At 67.0% G+C, this 17,576-nt stretch carries 15 protein-coding genes; 6 read left to right on the forward strand and 9 right to left on the reverse strand.

From position 1 onward, the window contains the following. Positions 1–30 precede the first annotated feature (30 nt). The gene (locus L880_RS0111560; protein ID WP_019574927.1) at positions 31–249 is read left to right on the forward strand and encodes a SlyX family protein; all 219 of its coding nucleotides are present in this window, start codon (positions 31–33) and stop codon (positions 247–249) included. Positions 250–552: 303 nt separating this feature from the next. On the opposite strand, the gene L880_RS0111565 is transcribed toward L880_RS0111560, so the two are convergent. Next, positions 553–1,776: an HD-GYP domain-containing protein gene (locus tag L880_RS0111565; protein ID WP_027475814.1), complete on the reverse strand. Its 1,224-nt coding sequence runs from the start codon at positions 1,774–1,776 to the stop codon at positions 553–555. A 120-nt stretch (positions 1,777–1,896) separates the two neighbouring features. Then, positions 1,897–2,796 carry a LysR family transcriptional regulator gene (locus L880_RS0111570; RefSeq protein WP_027475815.1) on the reverse strand — a complete coding sequence of 300 codons (900 nt, stop codon included), beginning with the start codon at positions 2,794–2,796 and terminating at the stop codon, positions 1,897–1,899. A gap of 114 nt (positions 2,797–2,910) precedes the next feature. Between L880_RS0111570 and L880_RS0111575 the strand changes: the two genes are divergently transcribed. The 3 genes from L880_RS0111575 to L880_RS32260 all read left to right on the forward strand — a co-directional run bounded on the left by L880_RS0111575 (position 2,911) and on the right by L880_RS32260 (position 6,361). Further along, entirely contained in the window at positions 2,911–3,909 is a 999-nt protein-coding gene (locus tag L880_RS0111575; RefSeq protein ID WP_027475816.1) for a tripartite tricarboxylate transporter substrate binding protein, read from the forward strand. Positions 3,910–3,920: 11 nt separating this feature from the next. Then, positions 3,921–5,126, forward strand: coding sequence for a M20 aminoacylase family protein (locus L880_RS0111580; protein WP_245615102.1), 1,206 nt, complete (start codon positions 3,921–3,923; stop codon positions 5,124–5,126). 128 nt (positions 5,127–5,254) lie between these two features. Then, positions 5,255–6,361, forward strand: a complete 1,107-nt coding sequence (locus L880_RS32260) for a sensor domain-containing diguanylate cyclase (protein WP_169737752.1) — start codon at positions 5,255–5,257, stop codon at positions 6,359–6,361. Positions 6,362–6,418: 57 nt separating this feature from the next. Here L880_RS32260 and L880_RS0111590 read toward each other — a convergent pair whose 3' ends face one another. The 5 genes from L880_RS0111590 to L880_RS0111610 all read right to left on the reverse strand — a co-directional run bounded on the left by L880_RS0111590 (position 6,419) and on the right by L880_RS0111610 (position 12,778). Continuing rightward, a complete protein-coding gene (locus tag L880_RS0111590) occupies positions 6,419–8,164 on the reverse strand; it encodes an acyl-CoA dehydrogenase family protein (protein WP_027475818.1) in 1,746 nt (581 codons plus the stop codon). Positions 8,165–8,237: 73 nt separating this feature from the next. Further along, positions 8,238–9,233 carry a Bug family tripartite tricarboxylate transporter substrate binding protein gene (locus tag L880_RS0111595; protein WP_027475819.1) on the reverse strand — a complete coding sequence of 332 codons (996 nt, stop codon included), beginning with the start codon at positions 9,231–9,233 and terminating at the stop codon, positions 8,238–8,240. A gap of 46 nt (positions 9,234–9,279) precedes the next feature. Continuing rightward, on the reverse strand, positions 9,280–10,044 hold the full coding sequence (locus L880_RS0111600; protein ID WP_019574919.1) for an SDR family NAD(P)-dependent oxidoreductase: 765 nt from the start codon (positions 10,042–10,044) through the stop codon (positions 9,280–9,282). Positions 10,045–10,046: 2 nt separating this feature from the next. Next, on the reverse strand, positions 10,047–11,945 hold the full coding sequence (locus L880_RS0111605) for a feruloyl-CoA synthase (RefSeq protein WP_051443256.1): 1,899 nt from the start codon (positions 11,943–11,945) through the stop codon (positions 10,047–10,049). Positions 11,946–11,983: 38 nt separating this feature from the next. After that, the gene (locus L880_RS0111610) at positions 11,984–12,778 is read right to left on the reverse strand and encodes a crotonase/enoyl-CoA hydratase family protein (protein ID WP_019574917.1); all 795 of its coding nucleotides are present in this window, start codon (positions 12,776–12,778) and stop codon (positions 11,984–11,986) included. A 115-nt stretch (positions 12,779–12,893) separates the two neighbouring features. Here L880_RS0111610 and L880_RS0111615 point away from each other — a divergent pair, with 115 nt between their 5' ends. Both L880_RS0111615 and L880_RS0111620 read left to right on the forward strand, forming a co-directional pair. After that, positions 12,894–13,769, forward strand: a complete 876-nt coding sequence (locus L880_RS0111615; protein WP_019574916.1) for a 4-hydroxyphenyl-beta-ketoacyl-CoA hydrolase — start codon at positions 12,894–12,896, stop codon at positions 13,767–13,769. Between the two features lie 119 nt (positions 13,770–13,888). Next, positions 13,889–14,176 (forward strand): late competence development ComFB family protein, encoded by a 288-nt coding sequence (locus L880_RS0111620; protein ID WP_027475821.1) that lies wholly within the window; start codon positions 13,889–13,891, stop codon positions 14,174–14,176. Between the two features lie 9 nt (positions 14,177–14,185). Here L880_RS0111620 and L880_RS0111625 read toward each other — a convergent pair whose 3' ends face one another. Further along, positions 14,186–15,496, reverse strand: coding sequence for an MFS transporter (locus L880_RS0111625; RefSeq protein ID WP_027475822.1), 1,311 nt, complete (start codon positions 15,494–15,496; stop codon positions 14,186–14,188). A 33-nt stretch (positions 15,497–15,529) separates the two neighbouring features. After that, positions 15,530–17,449, reverse strand: a complete 1,920-nt coding sequence (locus L880_RS32265) for an alpha-amylase family glycosyl hydrolase (RefSeq protein ID WP_051443257.1) — start codon at positions 17,447–17,449, stop codon at positions 15,530–15,532. Between the last annotated feature and the right edge of the window lie 127 nt (positions 17,450–17,576).

Here is a 17,576-nt window from a genome sequence, read left to right on the forward strand (position 1 = left end):
CCCGGTGCTTTTTTCGGGTCCAATCAGGGCATGGAAACACCCGCCCACATCGACAACCGCCTGACCGATCTTGAAGTCAAGACCAGCTTCAATGAAGACCTGCTGGAACAACTCAACCAGATCGTGTTCCGCCAGCAGGAGCAGATCGATGCGCTGATCCGCGAAGTGCACGAACTGCGCCGCCAGAACCCCGACGGTGGCGCCCAACGCGGCGGCAACCTGCGCGACGAACTGCCGCCCCACTATTGAGTCCTTCAAAGACCGGGGGTATTGCTCTTCTCGATAGATCCCGATGCATCAATGAGGGAAGCTCCTGCAGGGATTCTGGCAAGTAGCGCAGCGCTTGAACGAGGCGCTGCCTCACCCGTCAAAAGGCCGCGGAGCAGGCCATGCCAGCAGACACCACGGAGCTGGCTTTGCCAGGCCGTCGGTGTCGTCCCCCTTGGGGGCTGAGCCCTGCGGCTCCAGGCCTGCCTGCGCAGGGCTGGACAGGGCGAAGAGCGTCCGCGTCTCGCGGCCGCACGCGGGCGCCGAAGGCGGCTCAGGGGGGGGTCAAGTCAACGCCAGCAGCCGCACCAAGTCCGTCCGCACCCGGATGTCCCGGTAATTCACGCTCGACAGAATGCGGTGGTCGCTCACCCGCGTGTCGCGGATGGCGGGCTCCAGCATGGGCATGCCCTCGCGGTTCACCAGCACGGCCACCCGCGGGGTGAGGGTGTTGGCACCCCGACGCACCACGGTGGCCACCTCGTTGCTGGCCAGCTTCACGAACGAGCCCGGCGGGTAGATGCCCACGGCCTTGATCAGGGAGGCGCCGGCCTCATCCACCTTCTTACGTTCGTCGAAATAGGTGGCGTGCATGGCCGCCGAGGGGGCCATGGGGGGGCGGGTGGCCCGCGGCGACAGCCGGGCCGCAAAGCCGTCAGCCCGGTGGATCAGCCGGGCGATCTGCTCGGCCGGGCTGCGCCCGCCCAGGGGGCCGGCCGTGGCGTCGTGGTGCAGGCGGATGGCCTCCAGCCAGATGTCATCCTGCACGCCGCGCTCGCGCAGCAGGCTCACCGAACGTTCGGGGTGCTGGTCGATCACAGCGCGCTGCTCGGGGGTGGGCGGGTCGTGCTGCTGGGTCAGCTGGTCCTGCAACTCGGTCATGCCGATGTTCATGGTCAGGCAGGCCCGCACCATGGCAGTCTCCAGCTCGGGCGACCAGTTCAGCACGTCGCGCGCGGCCAGTGAGCACATGGCGCACACCAGCATGGCGTGGGTGGCGCTGTAGAAGCGGGTTTCGCTGGCCGTCAGGTGGATCAGGGCAAACAGCACCGTGTCGGGGTTGCTGCGCAGCATGCGGCTCAAGTCGCGTTGCAGCTTGTCCAGGCGGAACATGAAGCGCAGGCTGCGCGGGTCACGCATCATGGCGTTGGCCCGGCTTTGCATGTCCAGCCAGTCGATCGGCGCGTCGGGGTCGCTGTATTCATCCGCCGTCTTGGGGGCGGTGGGCATCAGCTCCGGGGCCATGATCTGGGTGTCGGCGATCTGGCCCAGCGTGGTGTTCTTGTCGTTCACCATCGCATGCATCTGCGCTTCCATCGCGCGGCGGTACTGACGCACCTCCTGCGGGTCGACGAACAAGGTGCCGTGGGCCGCCAGGGTGTCCAGTGCCTCGCGTTCGGTGAAGACGTAGCCGCGACTGGCCAGCAGGGTCCCGTCGGCATTGTGCAGGCCGAAGGGCAGCGGGCGACCGAGCGGAATGTTGCTGAAGCTGACGGGCGCTAATTTCATGGGTGGCGTCGATTATGTGACAGGATGTCAGCGCTTCAACAGACCTTAACCGCGCATCAGCGGGGCCTTTACCTGCCAGTGACCGACGCTGCCGCAGACGCTCTGATCCTCACCCTGTTTTCACTCGCACAGGTGCTGGTCCACAAACTGGCGCAGCAGGTGCATGACCGGCGAGGGCGTGCGCCCACGCAAGGTGATGAGGCCGAAGCGCGCCGTGGCCTGCAGCGGCGGTTGCAGGGGCAGCACCACCAGCGCCCCCGACTGCAGGTGCGCCCTGGCCGCAGCCTGCACCCCCATGAAGATGGCATCGGTGTTCAGTGCCGTGTCCACCAGGCTGCTCACGTCTTCGCAGCGCAGCGAGGCCAGGCGCTCCGGGTGGGCCTGCACGCCATAGCGGTCCACCAGCAGACGGGCCACCTCGTCGCTCAGCGGGGTGGTGGCAATGGGGTAGTCCAGCAGTTCATCAAAGGCCAGGCTGCGGCGCCCGGCCAAGGGGTGGCTGGCGCGGCAGATGAAGCCAGCGCGCAGTTCAATCAGCGATTCGATCTGCAGATCATCGGCCGGTACCACGCGGCGCAGATCGATGACCAGCGCGTCCAGCTGTCGCTCACGCAGCATCTGCAATTGCAGTTCGGTGGGCCCGCGCGAGACGCTGACCCGCACCTGGGGGTGCTCGCGTGCCATGTGACTCAGCAAGGGCGTCATCAGCAAGGCCCCGGGGCCCGAACCCAGGCCCAGCCGCAGCGAGCCCAGCCCGCCCTGGGCCAGGCGTTTCAGGTTCTCCTTCAGCTCGTCGGCTTCGAACAACATGCGGCGGCCGTGCGTGACCACCACCTCGCCCAAGGGGGTGAGTTCGTTGCGTTTGCCCAGGCGGTCGATCAGCCGCGCCTCCAGCGCGCGCTCCAGGGCCTGGATGCTGCGGCTCAGGGCGGACTGGGTCAGGTGCAGTTGCTCGGCGGCCCGGCTGAACGAGCCCGTTTCAGCCAGGCAGATCAGGTGCTGGAGTTGGCGCAGGTCCATGGGAGTTGTATGAGTCAGTTGAATGGGTTTCAGGAAAATTATGCATTGGACACATTTTGTGAGCATTTCTAGCATGGGCTCCTCATCTCTCACCTGATGGCAAGGAAATCCCCCATGAAATCGCTTCTTCGTCGTGCGTCCCTGAAAACCGGCCTGACCCTGGCCGCCCTGGCCCTGGCTGGCGGCAGCTGGGCCCAGAGCTTTCCGCAGCGTCCCGTCACACTGATGGTGCCCTACCCGGCGGGCGGGGTGTCCGATGTGATCGCCCGCACGGTGAACACGGTGCTGGGCAAGCACCTGGGGCAGCCCGTGGTGGTGGAGAACCTGGGTGGGGTCAGCGGCGCGATCGCGGCCCAGAAGACCCTGAGCGCGCCGGCCGACGGTTACCTGCTGTTCCAGGGCTCGCCCAATGAGCTGATCCTGTCGCCGCTGGCCAACGCCGCCGTCAAGTTCAAGAGCGAAGACTTCCGCCTGCTGCAGATGATTTCGGTGGCCCCGCTGGCCGTCATTGCCCGCGCCGACCTGCCGGTCAGCAATGGCGACGAACTGGCGGCCTATGCAGCCCGCATGGCACGCGAGGGGCGCCCCCTGACCTATGCTAGCGTGGGGCCGGGCTCGTTCTACCATTTCATGGGTGAGCACATGTCCCATACCCTGGGCGTGCCCATGACCCATGTGCCTTACAAGGGCGCGGCACCGGCCTTCACGGACCTGATGGGCGGGCAGGTGGATATTTTCATCACCGTGTTCGGCAAGGCCCAGCTCGAGATGGCGCAGCAGGGGCGGCTCAAGTTTGTCGCCACCCTCAGCGAGGAGCGGCTGGAGGGCCTCAAGCAGGTGCCCACGCTGCGCGAGAGCCGGGCGCTGAAAGACTTCAGCTACAAGATCTGGACCGGCTATTTCGTGCGCAAGGACACGCCCGAGCCGGTCGTGCAGGTCTTGTACAAGGCCCTCACCGCCACCTTGTCTGACCCGGCCGTGCGCGCCGGGCTGGAGGCCCAGAGCCAGCAGGTGTCACGCCCCCTGAGCCTGCAGGAGGCCGCCCAGGCCTACACCGACGGCACGGCCCAATTCAGGGCCCTGGCCAAAACCATCCAGCTGCAGCCCCAGTGAGAACCCAGACCATGAGCACCGACATCGCTGATCTGCTGGCCCGGGCCCAGGCCCTGGCCCCCGAGTTCGAGGCCTGGCGCCGCGACATCCACCAGCACCCCGAGCTGGGTTTTGAAGAGCACCGCACCAGCGAACGCGTGGCCCAAGCCCTGCAGCGCTGGGGCTACCAGGTCACACGCGGCCTGGGCGGCACCGGGGTGGTGGGCCAACTGCGGCGCGGCGGCGGCACGCGCCGGCTGGGCCTGCGCGCCGACATGGATGCCCTGCCCATCACCGAGACCAGCGGCCTGCCGCACGCCAGCCAGCACGCGGGGGTGATGCATGCCTGCGGCCACGACGGGCACACCGCCATGCTGCTGGCGGCGGCCAAGCTGCTGGCCGAGTCGGGCCGCTTTGACGGCACCCTGAACCTGATCTTCCAGCCCGCCGAAGAGGGCCTGGGCGGGGCGGTGCGCATGATGCAGGACGGCCTGTTCGAGCAGTTTCCCTGCGACGCCGTGTTTGCCATGCACAACATGCCGGGTTACCCGCAAGGGCACCTGGCCCTGCGCGAAGGCCCGGCCATGGCCTCGTCCGACTATGTCGAGATCACCTTGCAGGGCGTGGGCGGCCATGGCGCCATGCCGCACCGCGCCGCCGACCCGGTGGTGGCCGGCGCCAGCCTGGTGATGGCCTTGCAGACGGTGGTGTCGCGCAACGTCGACCCCCTGGGCATGGCCGTGGTCACGGTCGGGGCCTTCCACGCCGGTCAGGCCAACAACGTGATCCCCGAGACGGCCACCCTGAAACTCAGCGTGCGCGCCCTGGACCGCGAGGTGCGCCGCCTGCTGCGCGAGCGCATCACCGGGCTGGCCCAGGCCCAGGCGGCCAGCTTCGGCTGCACCGCCCTGGTGGATTACCGCCACGGCTATGCCGTGCTGGTCAACACCCCCGCCGAGACCGCACTGGCACGCGAGGTGGCGCTGGCGCTGGCCGGGCCCCAGCAGGTCACCCTGCAGGCCCCGGCCTTGCCGGGGAGTGAGGACTTCGCCTTCATGCTTGAAAAGGTGCCGGGCAGCTACCTGCTGATCGGCAATGGCGACGGGCAAGAGGCCGACCACCCCTTTGCCGGCCACTGTGCCTGCATGGTGCACAACCCAGGCTACGACTTCAATGATCGCAACCTGGTGCGCGGGGCGGCTTACTGGGCTTTGTTGGCGCAGCGCTTTCTGGTTTAACCCCGGCGGGGTGGGTAGGTATGGATGCGAGTTTTGTTACCAACTGATACAGTTGGCGATTCTGATATCTGGCCTGCCCGCTGCCCATGTCGCCTTTCCCGCCACGCCCGCCGCATTGGGTGGTACGCATGAATTACCGCAACCGCGCAGTGTCCTGGCTGGCGGTGATGGGGGTGGTCGCATGGCAGTGGTGGGCCAGCCCCTGGCCCTGGTTCTGGTGGGTCGGTCTGGGCCTGCAGTTCTTGCTGTATCCGCAGCTGGCCTACCTGTTTGCGCGCCTGTCCGACGACCCCCTGGCCTTCGAGCTGCGCACCATGACCTTCGACTCGCTGGCCATCGGCTTTTGGGTGGCTTGGCTGGGGGCGCCTTTGTGGCTGGCCTACGCCCTGTGTGTCTGTGGGGCCATGAATCTGGCGGCCTTCAAAGGCCCCCGGGGCTTGCTCATTTCGGTGCTGCTGCAGTGCTGCGGTGCGGCCCTGGCGGTGCTGGTGCATGGCTTTCAATTTCAGCCCGATCTGGCGCCTGGGCCGACCGCCTTGTGCATGCTGGCCCTGTCGGCCTACATGCTGGCCTTTGCCCATGGTGCCAATGAGCGCACCCGCAAGCTGCATGCGATCCGCATGCGCCTGACAGACAGCGAGCGGGCGTTGCAACGTCAACTGGCCGAGAACCAGGTCCTGCAGGTGCGCCTGAGCGAGCAGGCGAACCGGGATTCGCTCACCGGCCTGTTCAACCGGCGCTTTCTGGATGCCACGCTGGGCCGTGAGCTGATCCGCTGCCAGCGCGAGGGGCAACCGCTGGCGCTGATCGTGATCGACATCGATCATTTCAAGAAGGTCAATGACAACGCCGGCCACCCGGTGGGTGATGAGGTGTTGCGGCGCGTGGCCTTTCTGTTGAGCCACGATTCGCGGGCCAGCGATGTGGTGTGTCGGCACGGCGGCGAGGAATTCCTGCTGATGTTGCCCAACATGCCCATGGCAGCGGCGCTGGAGCGTGCCGAGCATTACCGCGAGAGCCTGGCCGGCTCGACCTTGCTGATCGAGGGGCAGCGGCTGCGCATCACGCTGTCGGCCGGGGTGGCCTCCTACCCGGAGCATGGGCAACTGCCGGGTGAGTTGCTGGCCGCTGCTGACAAGGCCTTGTACCTGGCCAAGAGCCGAGGTCGCAACCGGGTGGAGGTGGCGCAGGCCGACCGCTTCGAACAGCCCACCGTGCCCATGGAGCCAGCGTGAGTCTGCGCACCCGCAGGGCTTGCACCGGGGCCTGATCCGGCCCCGGAGGGGGCGAACTCAGGCCGGGTGCAAGGGCGTGGCCGGGATCAGTTGGCGGATCATCTTCAGACGCATCTCGAACTCAGGCAGCACCCGTTGCTGCAGGGCCAGCAGCGGGCCTTGCCAGCGTGGTGTTTCGGCCCCCGGGGTGTGCTCGATCTGGGCCCAGGCCCAGGCCAGCAGCACCAGGGCCACGGCGCGCAGGTAGTCGTCGGCGCTCAGGCTGGCCAGCAGTGGGTCGGCCGCGCAGGCGGCGGCCAGGGTGGTGCTCAGGTAGCGCAGTTCGGCCAGGCGGCGCAGCACTTCGGCGTCGAAGGGGCGGCTGGCGTCCAGCGTGGCGCGAAGCGACAGCAGCAGGGCGCCCAAGGCCTCGCCACCGTCAGGCAGCACCTTGCGTTGCAGCAGGTCGATGGCCTGGATCTCGTTGGTGCCCTCGTAGATCATGGCCACGCGCGAGTCGCGCACGATCTGCTCGATGCCCCATTCGCGCACGTAGCCATGGCCGCCGAACACCTGCAGGCATTCGCTGGCACCGTAGAAGGCCTGGTGCGTCCAGGCCGCCTTCAGCACCGGGGTGACCAGGCTGCACCAGCGCTGGGCCTGGGCGCGCTCGGCCGCGTCGGGGTGGTGGCGCGCCGTGTCCAGGGCCAGGCCGGTGCGGTAGGCCAGCAGGCGGCCGCCGTCGATCCAGGCGCGCTGCACATCGAGGATGCGGCGCATGGCCGGGTGCTCGATCAGCAGGTCGGCGCTGTCCTTGTCGCCGCGCGAGGCGGGGCGGGGCCCTGGGGCGCGCATCTGGCGGCGTTCGTGGGCGTAGGCATCGGCCTTCTGCCAGGCGGCGTCCAGCAGGCCGATGCCTTGCAGGGCCACGTGCAGGCGCGCTGCGTTCATCATCACGAACATCGCGTTCAGGCCGGCGCCGGGCTGGCCGACCAGCCAGCCGGTGGCGTCTTCAAAGCGCATCACGCAGGTGGGGCTGCCATGCAGGCCCATTTTTTCTTCGATGCGGTCGCAGTGGGCACCATTGCGTGTGCCGTCGGGCAGGAATTTGGGCGCCAGGAACAGCGACAGGCCCTTGGGCCCGGCCGGTGCGCCGGGCAGGCGGGCCAGCACCAGGTGCACGATGTTGTCGGTCAGGTCGTGTTCGCCGCCCGAGATGAAGATCTTGCTGCCGTTGAGTCGGTGCTCACCGGGCAGGGCGCCACCTTCCACGGGCGTGGCCTGGGTGCGCACCAGGCCCAGATCGCTGCCGGCATGCGGCTCGGTCAGGCACATGGTGGCCAGCCACTCGCCGCTGGCCACCTTGGCCAGGTAGCGCGCCTTGAGTTCGTCCGAGGCGTGGTGCTTGATGCATTCGTAGGCGCCGTGCAGCAGGCCGGGCGCCATGGTCCAGCCGTGGTTGGCAGCGCTCAGCCATTCGTACAGCACCCCCTCCAGCACCCAGGGCAGGCCCTGGCCGCCGTCTTCGGCGGCACCGGCCAGCGCGGGCCAGCCGGCCTGCCAGAAGGCCTGGTAGGCCTCGCGAAAGCCCGGTGGCGTGGTGACGCGGCCGGCCTCCCAGCGGCAGCCGATCTCATCGCCTTCGCGCGACAGCGGGGCCACCACCTCGCCGACAAACTTGCCGGCCTCGTCCAGCACCTGTTCCATCAAGGCCTGGTCGGCTTCGGTCAGGGCCGACAAGGGGGCCAGTTGCTGCGGCGCCTGCAGCACGTTGAACAGCAAGAAGGCGTTGTCGGCGGGGCGGGGCTGGTAGGAGGAAGACATGGTGCAGAAAAAGAGGGTGGCAGAGACAACAAGGGGCCCGAAGGCCCCGGGTTGGGATCGGTGGATCCGCGGATCAGGATTCGGCGCTGAACCCGATGCGCTTGACCAGGGGGCCCCAGCGCTCGAACTCGTGCTTTTGCGAGCGGCCCATTTCTTCGGCGGTGGAGCCCTGGGCAATCAGGCCGACCAGGGCCAGGCTGTCGATCACGGTTTTCTCCTTGAGCGCGGCGTTGATGGCGGCGTTGGCGGCCGCGATCACCGGGGCCGGGGTCTTGGCCGGGGCGTAGAAGCCGAACCACTCTTCGGTGGTCAGGTCGGCAAAGCCCTGCTCGGCGAAGGTGGCCACATCGGGCAGGAAGGGCGAGCGTTTTTCACCCGAGGTGGCCAGGATGCGCAGCTTGCCGGCCTTGGCGTTGGCGATGAAGTCGCCGCTGGGCGTCAGCATGGCGGCGATCTGACCACCCACCAGATCGGTCACGCCGGGGATGGAGCCTCGGTAGGGCACGTGGCGCATCTCCACGCCGCTGTTCAGGCCCAGCAGGGCACCCAGGAAGTGGGGCGTGGAGCCGGCGCCCGGCGAGCCATAGCTGGCGTCCTTGGGGTTGGCCTTGGCCCAGGCCAGGAAGTCTTTCAGCGTCTTCACGCTGGCCGGCACCAGCGGGCCCACGGCCAGGCCGTGGTGCATCACGGCGCCGATCGAGACGGGCACGAAGTCCTTCATCTCGTAGTTCATCTTGCTGTAGATGTGCGGGTAGATGGCCAGGGCCGAGAAGGGCGACAGGGCCAGCACCGAGCCGTCGGCGGGCGCGGGCTTGAGCGACTCCAGGGCGATGCGGCCGCCGGCGCCGGGCTTGTTCTCGACCACGGCGGCGTTCTTGCTGAAGGCACTGCCGGCCATCTTCTCGCCCACGCGGCGGGCCACGCTGTCGCCCGAGCTGCCGGCCGGAAAGCCGTAGAAGATCTTGCACTGTTCGACCAGCTGGGCGAAGGCATTGGGGGCCAGCAGGCCGGCGCTGCCCAGGGCGCCAAGGGCGCTCAGGCCCTGGATGAATTGACGACGGTTGTTCATGGTGTGTTGTCTCCGTTTTATTTGAATCAGGCTTCAGGGTCGCGCTTCAGCGCGGTGCCATGCGCAGGGCGCCGTCGAGGCGGATCACCTCGCCATTGAGGTGGCCGTTGGTGACGATGTGGCAGGCCAACTGGGCAAATTCTTCGGGCTTGCCCAGGCGCGAGGGGAAGGGGATGGAGGCTGCCAGCGAGGCCTGCACGGGCTCGGGCAACTGCTTCATCAGCGGTGTGGCAAACAGGCCGGGCGCCACGGTGCAGACACGGATGCCGTGCTGCGCCAGATCGCGCGCCATCGGCAGCGTCATGCCCACCAGGCCGCCCTTGGAGGCGCTGTAGGCCTGTTGGCCGACCTGGCCGTCGAAGGCGGCCACCGAGGCGGTGAACATCATCACGCCGCGTTCGCCGTCTTCCAGCGGGCTCAGCTTGGCGCATTGGGCGGCAAACAGGCGGCTGATGTTGTAGGCGCCGATCAGGTTCACCGTCACCACGCGGCTGAAGTCTTCCAGCGGCGCGGCACTGCCGTCTTTTTGCACCACACGCTTGGCGGTGCCGATGCCGGCGATGTTCATCAGGATGCGGGCCGGGCCATGGGCCTCGGTGGCCCGGTCCAGCGCGGCCTGCACACTGTCGGTGTTGGTGATGTCGCAGACGCAGGCGATGCCGCCGATGTCGGCCGCCACCTTGGCGGCCAGCTCGGCATTCACGTCGAGCACGGCCACGCGGGCGCCCAGGCGGGCCAGTTCGCGGGCCGTGGCTTCGCCCAGGCCGGATGCGCCGCCGGTGACGAGCGCGGCTTGTCCTTGGATGTCCATGGTCAGTTTCCTTGAGGTTGGAAGATGTGGGGCAGGCTGCCCTCGTGCAGGGCTTGCACCAGGGCGTCGCGGTGCTTGAGCACGGCGCGCTGGTTGATCGAGCCCTTGTCGGTCACTTCGCCGCGGTCGATCGAGGGCGGCTCGGCCAGCAGGGCGGCGCGTGCAATGCGGTTGGCGCTGCCGGTGGCGTGGCGGGCCAGCTCGTCGATGATCTGCTGGAACTTCTCCAGCACCGGGGCGCTGCTCAGCACCTCGGCCCAGGGGGCGTTGGCCGGCAGGCCGCTCAGGGCGCGGCAGGCGGGGGTCGGGAAGAGCAGGGCGCCCACCTCCTTGAGGTTGATCCCGGTCAGCACGGCATCCTGCACGTACGGAGCACCGGCCGCGATGATCTTGGCGCGCAGCGGGCCCACGCTCACGAAGGTGCCGGTGGCCAGCTTGAAGTCTTCGGCGATGCGGCCGTCAAAGCGCAGGCCCAGGTGGATGTTGCTGTCATCGATCCACTGCACGGCGTCGCCGCTGCAGAAGAAGCCTTCGTCATCGAAGTGGGCGGCCGTCTCTTGCGGCGCGCGCCAGTAGCCCGGCGTGATGTTGGGGCCGCGGTAGCGCACCTCGACCTTGCCGTCGCTGTCCACCAGCTTGAGCTGCAGGCCCGGGGTGGGCACGCCCAGATCGCCCGACTTGACCTGTGGGTTGGTGATGAAGATGGCAAAAGGCCCCGACTCGGTCATGCCCAGGCCTGTGCCCATGACGATGCGCTCGCCGATCTCTGCTTCTTGCACCGCGTGCAGATCGTCCCAGATCGGCTGGGCCAGTGCGGCCCCGGCGTAGAAGAACATGCGCACCCGCGACAGCAATGTCTTGCGCAGCAGCTCATCGGTCTTCATCGCATTGGCGATGGCCTCGAAGCCGGTGGGCACGTTGAAGTACACCGTGGGGGCGATCTCGCGCAGGTTGCGCAGGGTCTCACCGATCAGGGCCGGGGTGGGCTTGCCGTCGTCGATGTAGAGCGTGCCGCCGTTGTAGATCGTCAGGCCCACGTTGTGGTTGCCGCCGAAGGTGTGGTTCCAGGGCAGCCAGTCGATCAGCACGGGCGGCTGCTCGGGGTCGGCCAGCACCGGCATGGACTGGCGCATCTGCTGCTGGTTGGCGCACCACATGCGGTGGGTGTTGATCACCGCCTTGGGCAGTTTGGTCGAGCCCGAGGTGAACAGGAATTTGGTGATGGTGTCCGGCCCCGTGGCCTGCATGGCCGCATCCACCGCGTCGGTGGCCTCGGTGGCGATCAGATCGCTCCAGGCGGTGTGGGCCCGGCCCGGCACCTCGCCCGAGACCAGCACCACCTCCACCCGATCCGGCACGGCGGCTGCGATGGCTTTGGCGAAACGGCTGCCCTCGGTGGCGAACACCAGGCCCGGCGTGAGCGTGTTGATCACATGGCGCAGCTTGTCGTAATCCTGGCTGACGGTCGAGTACGCCGGGGAGGCCGGCGAGTGCGGGATGCCCGCATACACGCAGCCCAGCGCCAGCAGGGCGTGCTCCAGGCTGTTCTCGCTGAGGATGACCACCGGGTGTTCGGCGCTCAGCCCCCGGTTCAGCAGGGCCTGGCCGATGCGCCTTGCCGTCTGCAGTGCCTCGGCATAGCTCACGTGGCGCCAGTCGCCGGTGCGGCCCTGGCTGTCGCGCACGCGCTGGGCCATGAAGGTGCGTTCTGGCTGGGTTTGCGCCCAGTGCAGCAGCCGGTCGGTCATGCGCTCGGCATGGGCCTCCAGCGGCTGTTCCGCTTGCAGGTAGCGGGTGCCAGGTTGGCCGTCTTGCAACTGAACCCGGGTGACACCGAATTCCAGGGGGCGGTAGCGGGCCGGGCCGGAGGCCAGGGCCGCTGCTTGGTTTGTCTCGCTCATGTTCTTCTGCTCGCTGGTGGTTGGTGGGGCGGGTGGGCTCAGTCCTTGCGAACCTTGTCGGCGCGGCCTTCGAGGAAGGCGCGCACACGGTCCTTGGCCTCGGGGGCGCTTTGCGCAATGGCGGCCATCAGGGCTTCGGTGAAGAAGCCCTGGTCGGCCGGCTGCTCGGCAATGCGCGGCAGGGCGTGCATCAGGGCGTAGTTGGTCAGCGGGGCGTTCTGGGCCACGCGCAGGGCCAGTTCCAGGGCCTTGTCGAAGGCCGTGCCCTCGGGCACCAGGTACTGGGCCATGCCGATGCGCTCGCCGTCGGCGGCGTTGTAGACGCGGCCGGTCAGCATCATGTCGGTCATGCGGGCCGCACCGATCAGGCGCGGGATGCGCACCGCGCCGCCTCCGCCCACGAAGATGCCCCGCGAGCCTTCGGGCAGGGCGTAGAACGTGGTCTCGTCGGCCACGCGGATGTGGCAGGCGCTGGCCAGCTCCAGGCCGCCGCCGACCACGGCGCCATGCAGGGCCGCGATCACGGGCACGGGGCCATGCTGCACACGCTCCAGGGCGGCATGCCACATGCGCGAGTGGTGCACGCCCTGGCCGGCATCGCGCTCCTTGAGTTCGCTCAGGTCCAGGCCGGCGCAGAAGTGCGGGCCCTGGCCGTCGATGACGGCGGCGCGCACGGTTTCCGGCAGGCCGTCGAAGGCATTGCGGATGGCGATGATCAGCCCGTCATTGAGCGCATTGCGCTTGGCAGGGCGGGTCAGCCGCAACACGGCCACCTGCTGTTCTTCGCCGTGGAATTCGATTTGAAGGTCGGGGTGGGAGGATGTCTGGTTCATGATTGCGTTCCGTTGTTGAATCGATTATGGTTATAAAAAATAACCAATTCAAGCCAACAGAGCCGCTTTGATCTTGGTGAAAACCCTTGTTTCTATCCACCCCAGGAGACCGTCAATGGACTACAAGAACCTGATTGCCATCGATATCCACACCCACGCCGAGGTGAGTTGCTGGAACCCTTTTGACAACTATGGCGAGGAGTACGACCGCGCTGCCGACAAGTACTTCGGCAGCAACCGCCGCCCCACCATCGAAGAGACCGTGGCCTACTACCGCGAGCGCAAGATCGGCTTGGTGATGTTCACGGTGGACAGCGAGTCCAAGCTGGGCCGCAAGCGCATCCCCAACGAAGAGATCGCCGAGGCGGCCAAGGCCAACAGCGACATGATGATGGCCTTCGGCAGCATCGACCCGCACAAGGGCAAGATGGGCGCGCGCGAGGCCGAGAAGCTGATCACCGAGCACGGCATCAAGGGCTTCAAGTTCCACCCCACGGTGCAGGGCTACCACCCCTACGACAAGATGGCCTGGCCGATCTACGAGGTGATCAACCACTACAAGCTGCCCGCCATCTTCCACACCGGCCACAGCGGCATCGGCAGCGGCATGCGCTGCGGCGGCGGACTGCGTCTGGAGTACAGCAACCCCATGCACCTGGACGATGTGGCGATCGACTTCCCCGACATGCAGATCGTCATGGCCCACCCGAGCTTCCCTTGGCAGGATGAAGCTCTGTCGGTGGCCACGCACAAGCCCAACGTCTGGATCGACCTGTCGGGCTGGAGCCCCAAGTACTTTCCGAAGCAGCTGATCCAGTACGCCAACAGCCTGCTCAAAGACCGCATCCTGTTCGGCAGCGACTACCCGCTGATCACGCCCGAGCGCTGGATGAAGGACTTCGAGGTGGCCGGCTTCAAGCCCGAGGTGATGCCCGGCATCCTGAAGGACAACGCGGTGCGCCTGCTCGGCCTGGACCGCCAGGCCGCCTGAGGCTGCGGCCTGGGCCTGCCCCGGGGCAGGCCCTTTCTGTCTTGTGGTGGCCCGGCCTCGCTGTTAATGTCGGAGGCTGGCGTCTCAGCAGGCCCCCAACAGACTAGAAGGAGAACACCATGAGCACCGACTTTGAGCAGATCCACAATTTCTACGAGCGGCTGGTGTTCGAGGAAGTCAGCCACCGCTCCGAGAAATACCCCGAGTTCACCCACGACATGCTGGCCGACGTGGCCTGCGTGGCGCTGAACCGGCTGCCGGCGCGCTACGTGCGCCACGACGTGGACCTGATGTTCTACCTGACCGAAAAAGAGCGCCACGGCATCGAGCAGGCCATGGAAGACGCTCTGAGTTTCGGCTTCCGCTTCGTGGCCGAACGGGCGGCCAAGCGGCAGAGCGGCGGCTGAGACCCCTGCTCAGCCGGGTCGGCGGTGAAGCCGCCACGAAAACCCCGCAGCCACCACCAGCAGCACTCCGGCCAGGCGCAGCACATTGCGCGGGTCGCCGGCCAGCAAGGGGTTGAAGTAAAGCGGCAACGTCAGCATCTGCACGATCATGGGCAGCACGATGAACATGTTGAAAAGGCCCATGTACACCCCGGCACGCTCCTTCGGAATGCTGGAGGCGAGCAAGATATACGGATTGCCCATGATGCTGGCCCAGGCCAGGCCGACGCCCAGCATCGGGATGAACAGCAAGACCTTCGATTGCAAGGATGGCAAGGCGGCCATGCCCAGGCCGGCCAGGGTCAGGCACAGCGCGTGCACCCGGGCTGGGCCAAAGCGCCGGCTCAAAGGCACCAGGGCGAAGGCTGAAACAAAAGCCACGAAGTTGTAGAAACCCCCGATCTCGCCGTTGAGCAGGCTCGCATCGCGAAAGCCCTCCGAGTCGGCATCGGTGGTGTCAAACACCGAGCGGGCCAGACATGGCACCACGTAGATCCAGTAGCAAAGCATGCCGTACCACTGGAACAACTTCATCCACCACAAGCGGCGCATCATCGCGGGCATGTCTCGCACGGCTGCCGCGATTTCTTGCAGGGTGGCGCGCCAGCCTGTGGGTCTGGCGCGCAACTCGGCCAGGGCCTCGGGGCTCAGCGGCAGTTCTGGTGTGGACCACACCGACCAGGCCACCGTGGCGATTGAAAACACGGATCCGATCACAAAGGCAATCACGGTGATCTGAGGGATGTGATTGGCGCCCAGGGCATTCTTGTCCAGCCCCCACATCACGAGCAGGGACGGTGTCAGGTAGGCGAGGGTTTGAGCCAGGCCGGTGTAGGCACTTTGGCTGAGAAAGCCCAGTGCGTGCTGGCCAGGGTTGAGGCGATCACTCACATAGGCCCGGTAGGGCTCCATGGTCACGTTGTTGGCGGCGTCCAGGATCCAAAGCAGGCTGGCGGCAAACCACAGGGTGGGGCTGAACGGCATCAGCAAAAGCCCCACACTGCACAGCAGCGCCCCCACCATGAAGTAAGGCGTGCGTCGGCCCCAGCGGCCCGTGGTCCGATCACTCAGAGCGCCAATGATGGGCTGCACCAACAGGCCGGTGATGGGGCCTGCCAACCACAGAAACGGCAAGCTGCCCTCATCGGCGCCCAGGTACTTGTAGATCGGGCTCATGTTGGCCTGCTGCAGGCCAAAGCTGTACTGGATGCCGAAGAACCCGAGGTTCATCTGCAGGATCTGCCACAGCGTGAGCCAGGGCTTTTGATGCTTGTCTTGCATTCGTTGGTCTCCTTGGGGGCGGCCGTCGGCGCGTCAGGCACCGAGCCAGACACAGCCATGGCCCTCCAGGTGCACCGAAGCCACGGTCTGGCTCTCCTCCTGGCTCAGATTCTGCAGGGCGGGCTTGCCCAGCTCTGACAGATGGAGGCGGCAGGGGGTGGCGCTGAAGTTGAACAGGCCCACCTCCTGGTTGCGTTGCAGGACCAGCAGGCCCGGGTGGCGGCTGGCCAGTACCTGCAGCCGGATGGGGCCACCCAGGCTCAAGCGAGCGCGGCGCTGGCGGTTCAGGCGCTGCAACAGGGAGAAGGCATGGGCGGCCACCGTGGCGGCTTGGTGGCGGCTGGCCAGGGACTTTTCGTCAAGGTAGGGGCGATGGAGTTCGCGTCCGTCAGCGCCTTGGCGTGCGTGCATCTCTGCTGCCGAGGTGTTGTCCTGGCCCAGTTCGTCGCCCATGTAGATCAGGGGCAGGCCACCGACAAAAAAGCACAGCGACATCATCAGTTCCAGTCGCCGCAGCGCCTTTTGTTGTTCTGGGTGGTCGGCCGGCAGATCGGGACGCAGCCCCACCAGGGCCGCCGTCATGCCGTTGCTGCCATGCACCGTGCCCGGGGCACTGGCCTGAAAGCGCGCACCGCGCGCGTAGCTGCCAGGGGTCTCTCCGGCCAGAAAGGCGGCCGCCCGGTCCAGCCGGGCCACGGGGTCGGCCCCGAGCGCCAGCAATTCGGGGCGCAGCACGTTCCAGCCGATGTCATCGTGGCAGCGCACGTAGCTCAACCAACTGGCGCCCACGGGCAGCTCGGGCGTGTTGCGCAACACCTCTTCAATCAGCTGGGGGCTCTCTTCGGTCAGCGCCACCCAACTGGCGGCCATCAGGCTGGAGTGGTAGGCCAGGTGGCATTCGGGGCCGGCCACCGGCCCCAGTCCGAAGTAGGGCGGCAGGTCCTGGGTCGGCATGATGGCTTCTGCCTTGAGCAGTACCCCCGGGGCTGCGATGGCGCACAGGCTTCTCAGGGCCTGGACGATCAGGTGCACCTCCGGCTGGTTCATGCAGTTGGTTTCGGCGCGTTTCCATAGAAAGCCGGTCGAATCGAGCCGGAACGCGTCCACGCCCTGGTTGGCCAGGTTCAGGAGCGCTGCGGCCATGTCGGCAAAGACCGCAGGGTGGGCATAGTTGAGGTCCCACTGATAGGGGTAGAAGGTGGTCCAGACCCAGGCCTGGCGTTCGGCAATCCAGGTGAAATTGCCGGGTGCCGTGGCCGGAAAGATCTGCACCAGATGCTGTTCGCGGGCCTGGACTTCGGCCTCGCTGGCAAGCCAATGGAAGTACGGCAGATAGCGTGGGTCACCAGCGCGGGCCGCGCGGGCCCAGGCATGCTCGTGGGAGACATGGTTCAGCACAAAATCGCTGCACAGGCTGATGTCCGATTGGCGCAGTGCCCGGCATAGCGAGCGCAGGTCGGCCAGGGTGCCGAGCGCCGGCTCCACCTCGTCAAAGCTGGCCACTGCAAAGCCGCCGTCATTGGGGGCGCTGCCGGCCTTGAGAAAGGGCAGCAGGTGCAGGTAGTTCACACCCAGTTCACGCAGATAGCCGATGCGCTGCTGGACGCCGGCCAGGGTTCCGGCCAGCTTGTCGACATAGGTGCAATAGCCGCTCAGGCCGCGTTGGTGCCATGCCGGATCGGCTTCACGGCGCAGGTCCAGCTGCCAGAGTTCAGCGTCGCGTCGTTCGGCCGATGCCAGTGCGTTCAACACCACGGTGTCGAAAAAAGAGTCAAAGCAGGGTGTCTGGCCATACAGAGGGTCCAGGCACCGTCGAAGCCGGGGGAGTTCGCGCTCCAGCCGCTCGCGCAGCCGTGTGGCCCGTGCCGGTGGGATGGACTGCAGGAAGTCCGACACGCTGGGCGACACGGACTCGCTGGCTTGAGGGGGCGGGCAGGCTCCGACGAAATTCATAGGGTGCAATCAGGCGAAAAGAGCTCCGCACGGACACGGCTGACCGGGGGCCGGCCGTGCCGCACGGGCTTCAAGAGTGGTTTGGAGATACCGCGTTAAGACTCATCAGGCCGGCGCCGGGGCAGCC

Source organism: Curvibacter gracilis ATCC BAA-807 (assembly GCF_000518645.1).
GTDB lineage: Bacteria > Pseudomonadota > Gammaproteobacteria > Burkholderiales > Burkholderiaceae_C > Curvibacter > Curvibacter gracilis.

Excerpts from the sequence above, each read along its gene's own strand:
- L880_RS0111625 (WP_027475822.1), bottom strand. The coding sequence starts at position 15,496 with ATGCAAGACAAGCATCAAAAGCCCTGGCTCACGCTGTGGCAGATCCTG.
- L880_RS0111580 (WP_245615102.1), top strand. The coding sequence starts at position 3,921 with ATGAGCACCGACATCGCTGATCTGCTGGCCCGGGCCCAGGCCCTGGCC.
- L880_RS0111595 (WP_027475819.1), bottom strand. The coding sequence starts at position 9,233 with ATGAACAACCGTCGTCAATTCATCCAGGGCCTGAGCGCCCTTGGCGCC.
- L880_RS0111605 (WP_051443256.1), bottom strand. The coding sequence starts at position 11,945 with ATGAGCGAGACAAACCAAGCAGCGGCCCTGGCCTCCGGCCCGGCCCGC.
- L880_RS32265 (WP_051443257.1), bottom strand. The coding sequence starts at position 17,449 with ATGAATTTCGTCGGAGCCTGCCCGCCCCCTCAAGCCAGCGAGTCCGTG.
- L880_RS0111610 (WP_019574917.1), bottom strand. The coding sequence starts at position 12,778 with ATGAACCAGACATCCTCCCACCCCGACCTTCAAATCGAATTCCACGGC.
- L880_RS0111570 (WP_027475815.1), bottom strand. The coding sequence starts at position 2,796 with ATGGACCTGCGCCAACTCCAGCACCTGATCTGCCTGGCTGAAACGGGC.
- L880_RS0111560 (WP_019574927.1), top strand. The coding sequence starts at position 31 with ATGGAAACACCCGCCCACATCGACAACCGCCTGACCGATCTTGAAGTC.
- L880_RS0111615 (WP_019574916.1), top strand. The coding sequence starts at position 12,894 with ATGGACTACAAGAACCTGATTGCCATCGATATCCACACCCACGCCGAG.
- L880_RS0111620 (WP_027475821.1), top strand. The coding sequence starts at position 13,889 with ATGAGCACCGACTTTGAGCAGATCCACAATTTCTACGAGCGGCTGGTG.
- L880_RS0111590 (WP_027475818.1), bottom strand. The coding sequence starts at position 8,164 with ATGTCTTCCTCCTACCAGCCCCGCCCCGCCGACAACGCCTTCTTGCTG.
- L880_RS0111565 (WP_027475814.1), bottom strand. The coding sequence starts at position 1,776 with ATGAAATTAGCGCCCGTCAGCTTCAGCAACATTCCGCTCGGTCGCCCG.
- L880_RS32260 (WP_169737752.1), top strand. The coding sequence starts at position 5,255 with ATGAATTACCGCAACCGCGCAGTGTCCTGGCTGGCGGTGATGGGGGTG.
- L880_RS0111600 (WP_019574919.1), bottom strand. The coding sequence starts at position 10,044 with ATGGACATCCAAGGACAAGCCGCGCTCGTCACCGGCGGCGCATCCGGC.
- L880_RS0111575 (WP_027475816.1), top strand. The coding sequence starts at position 2,911 with ATGAAATCGCTTCTTCGTCGTGCGTCCCTGAAAACCGGCCTGACCCTG.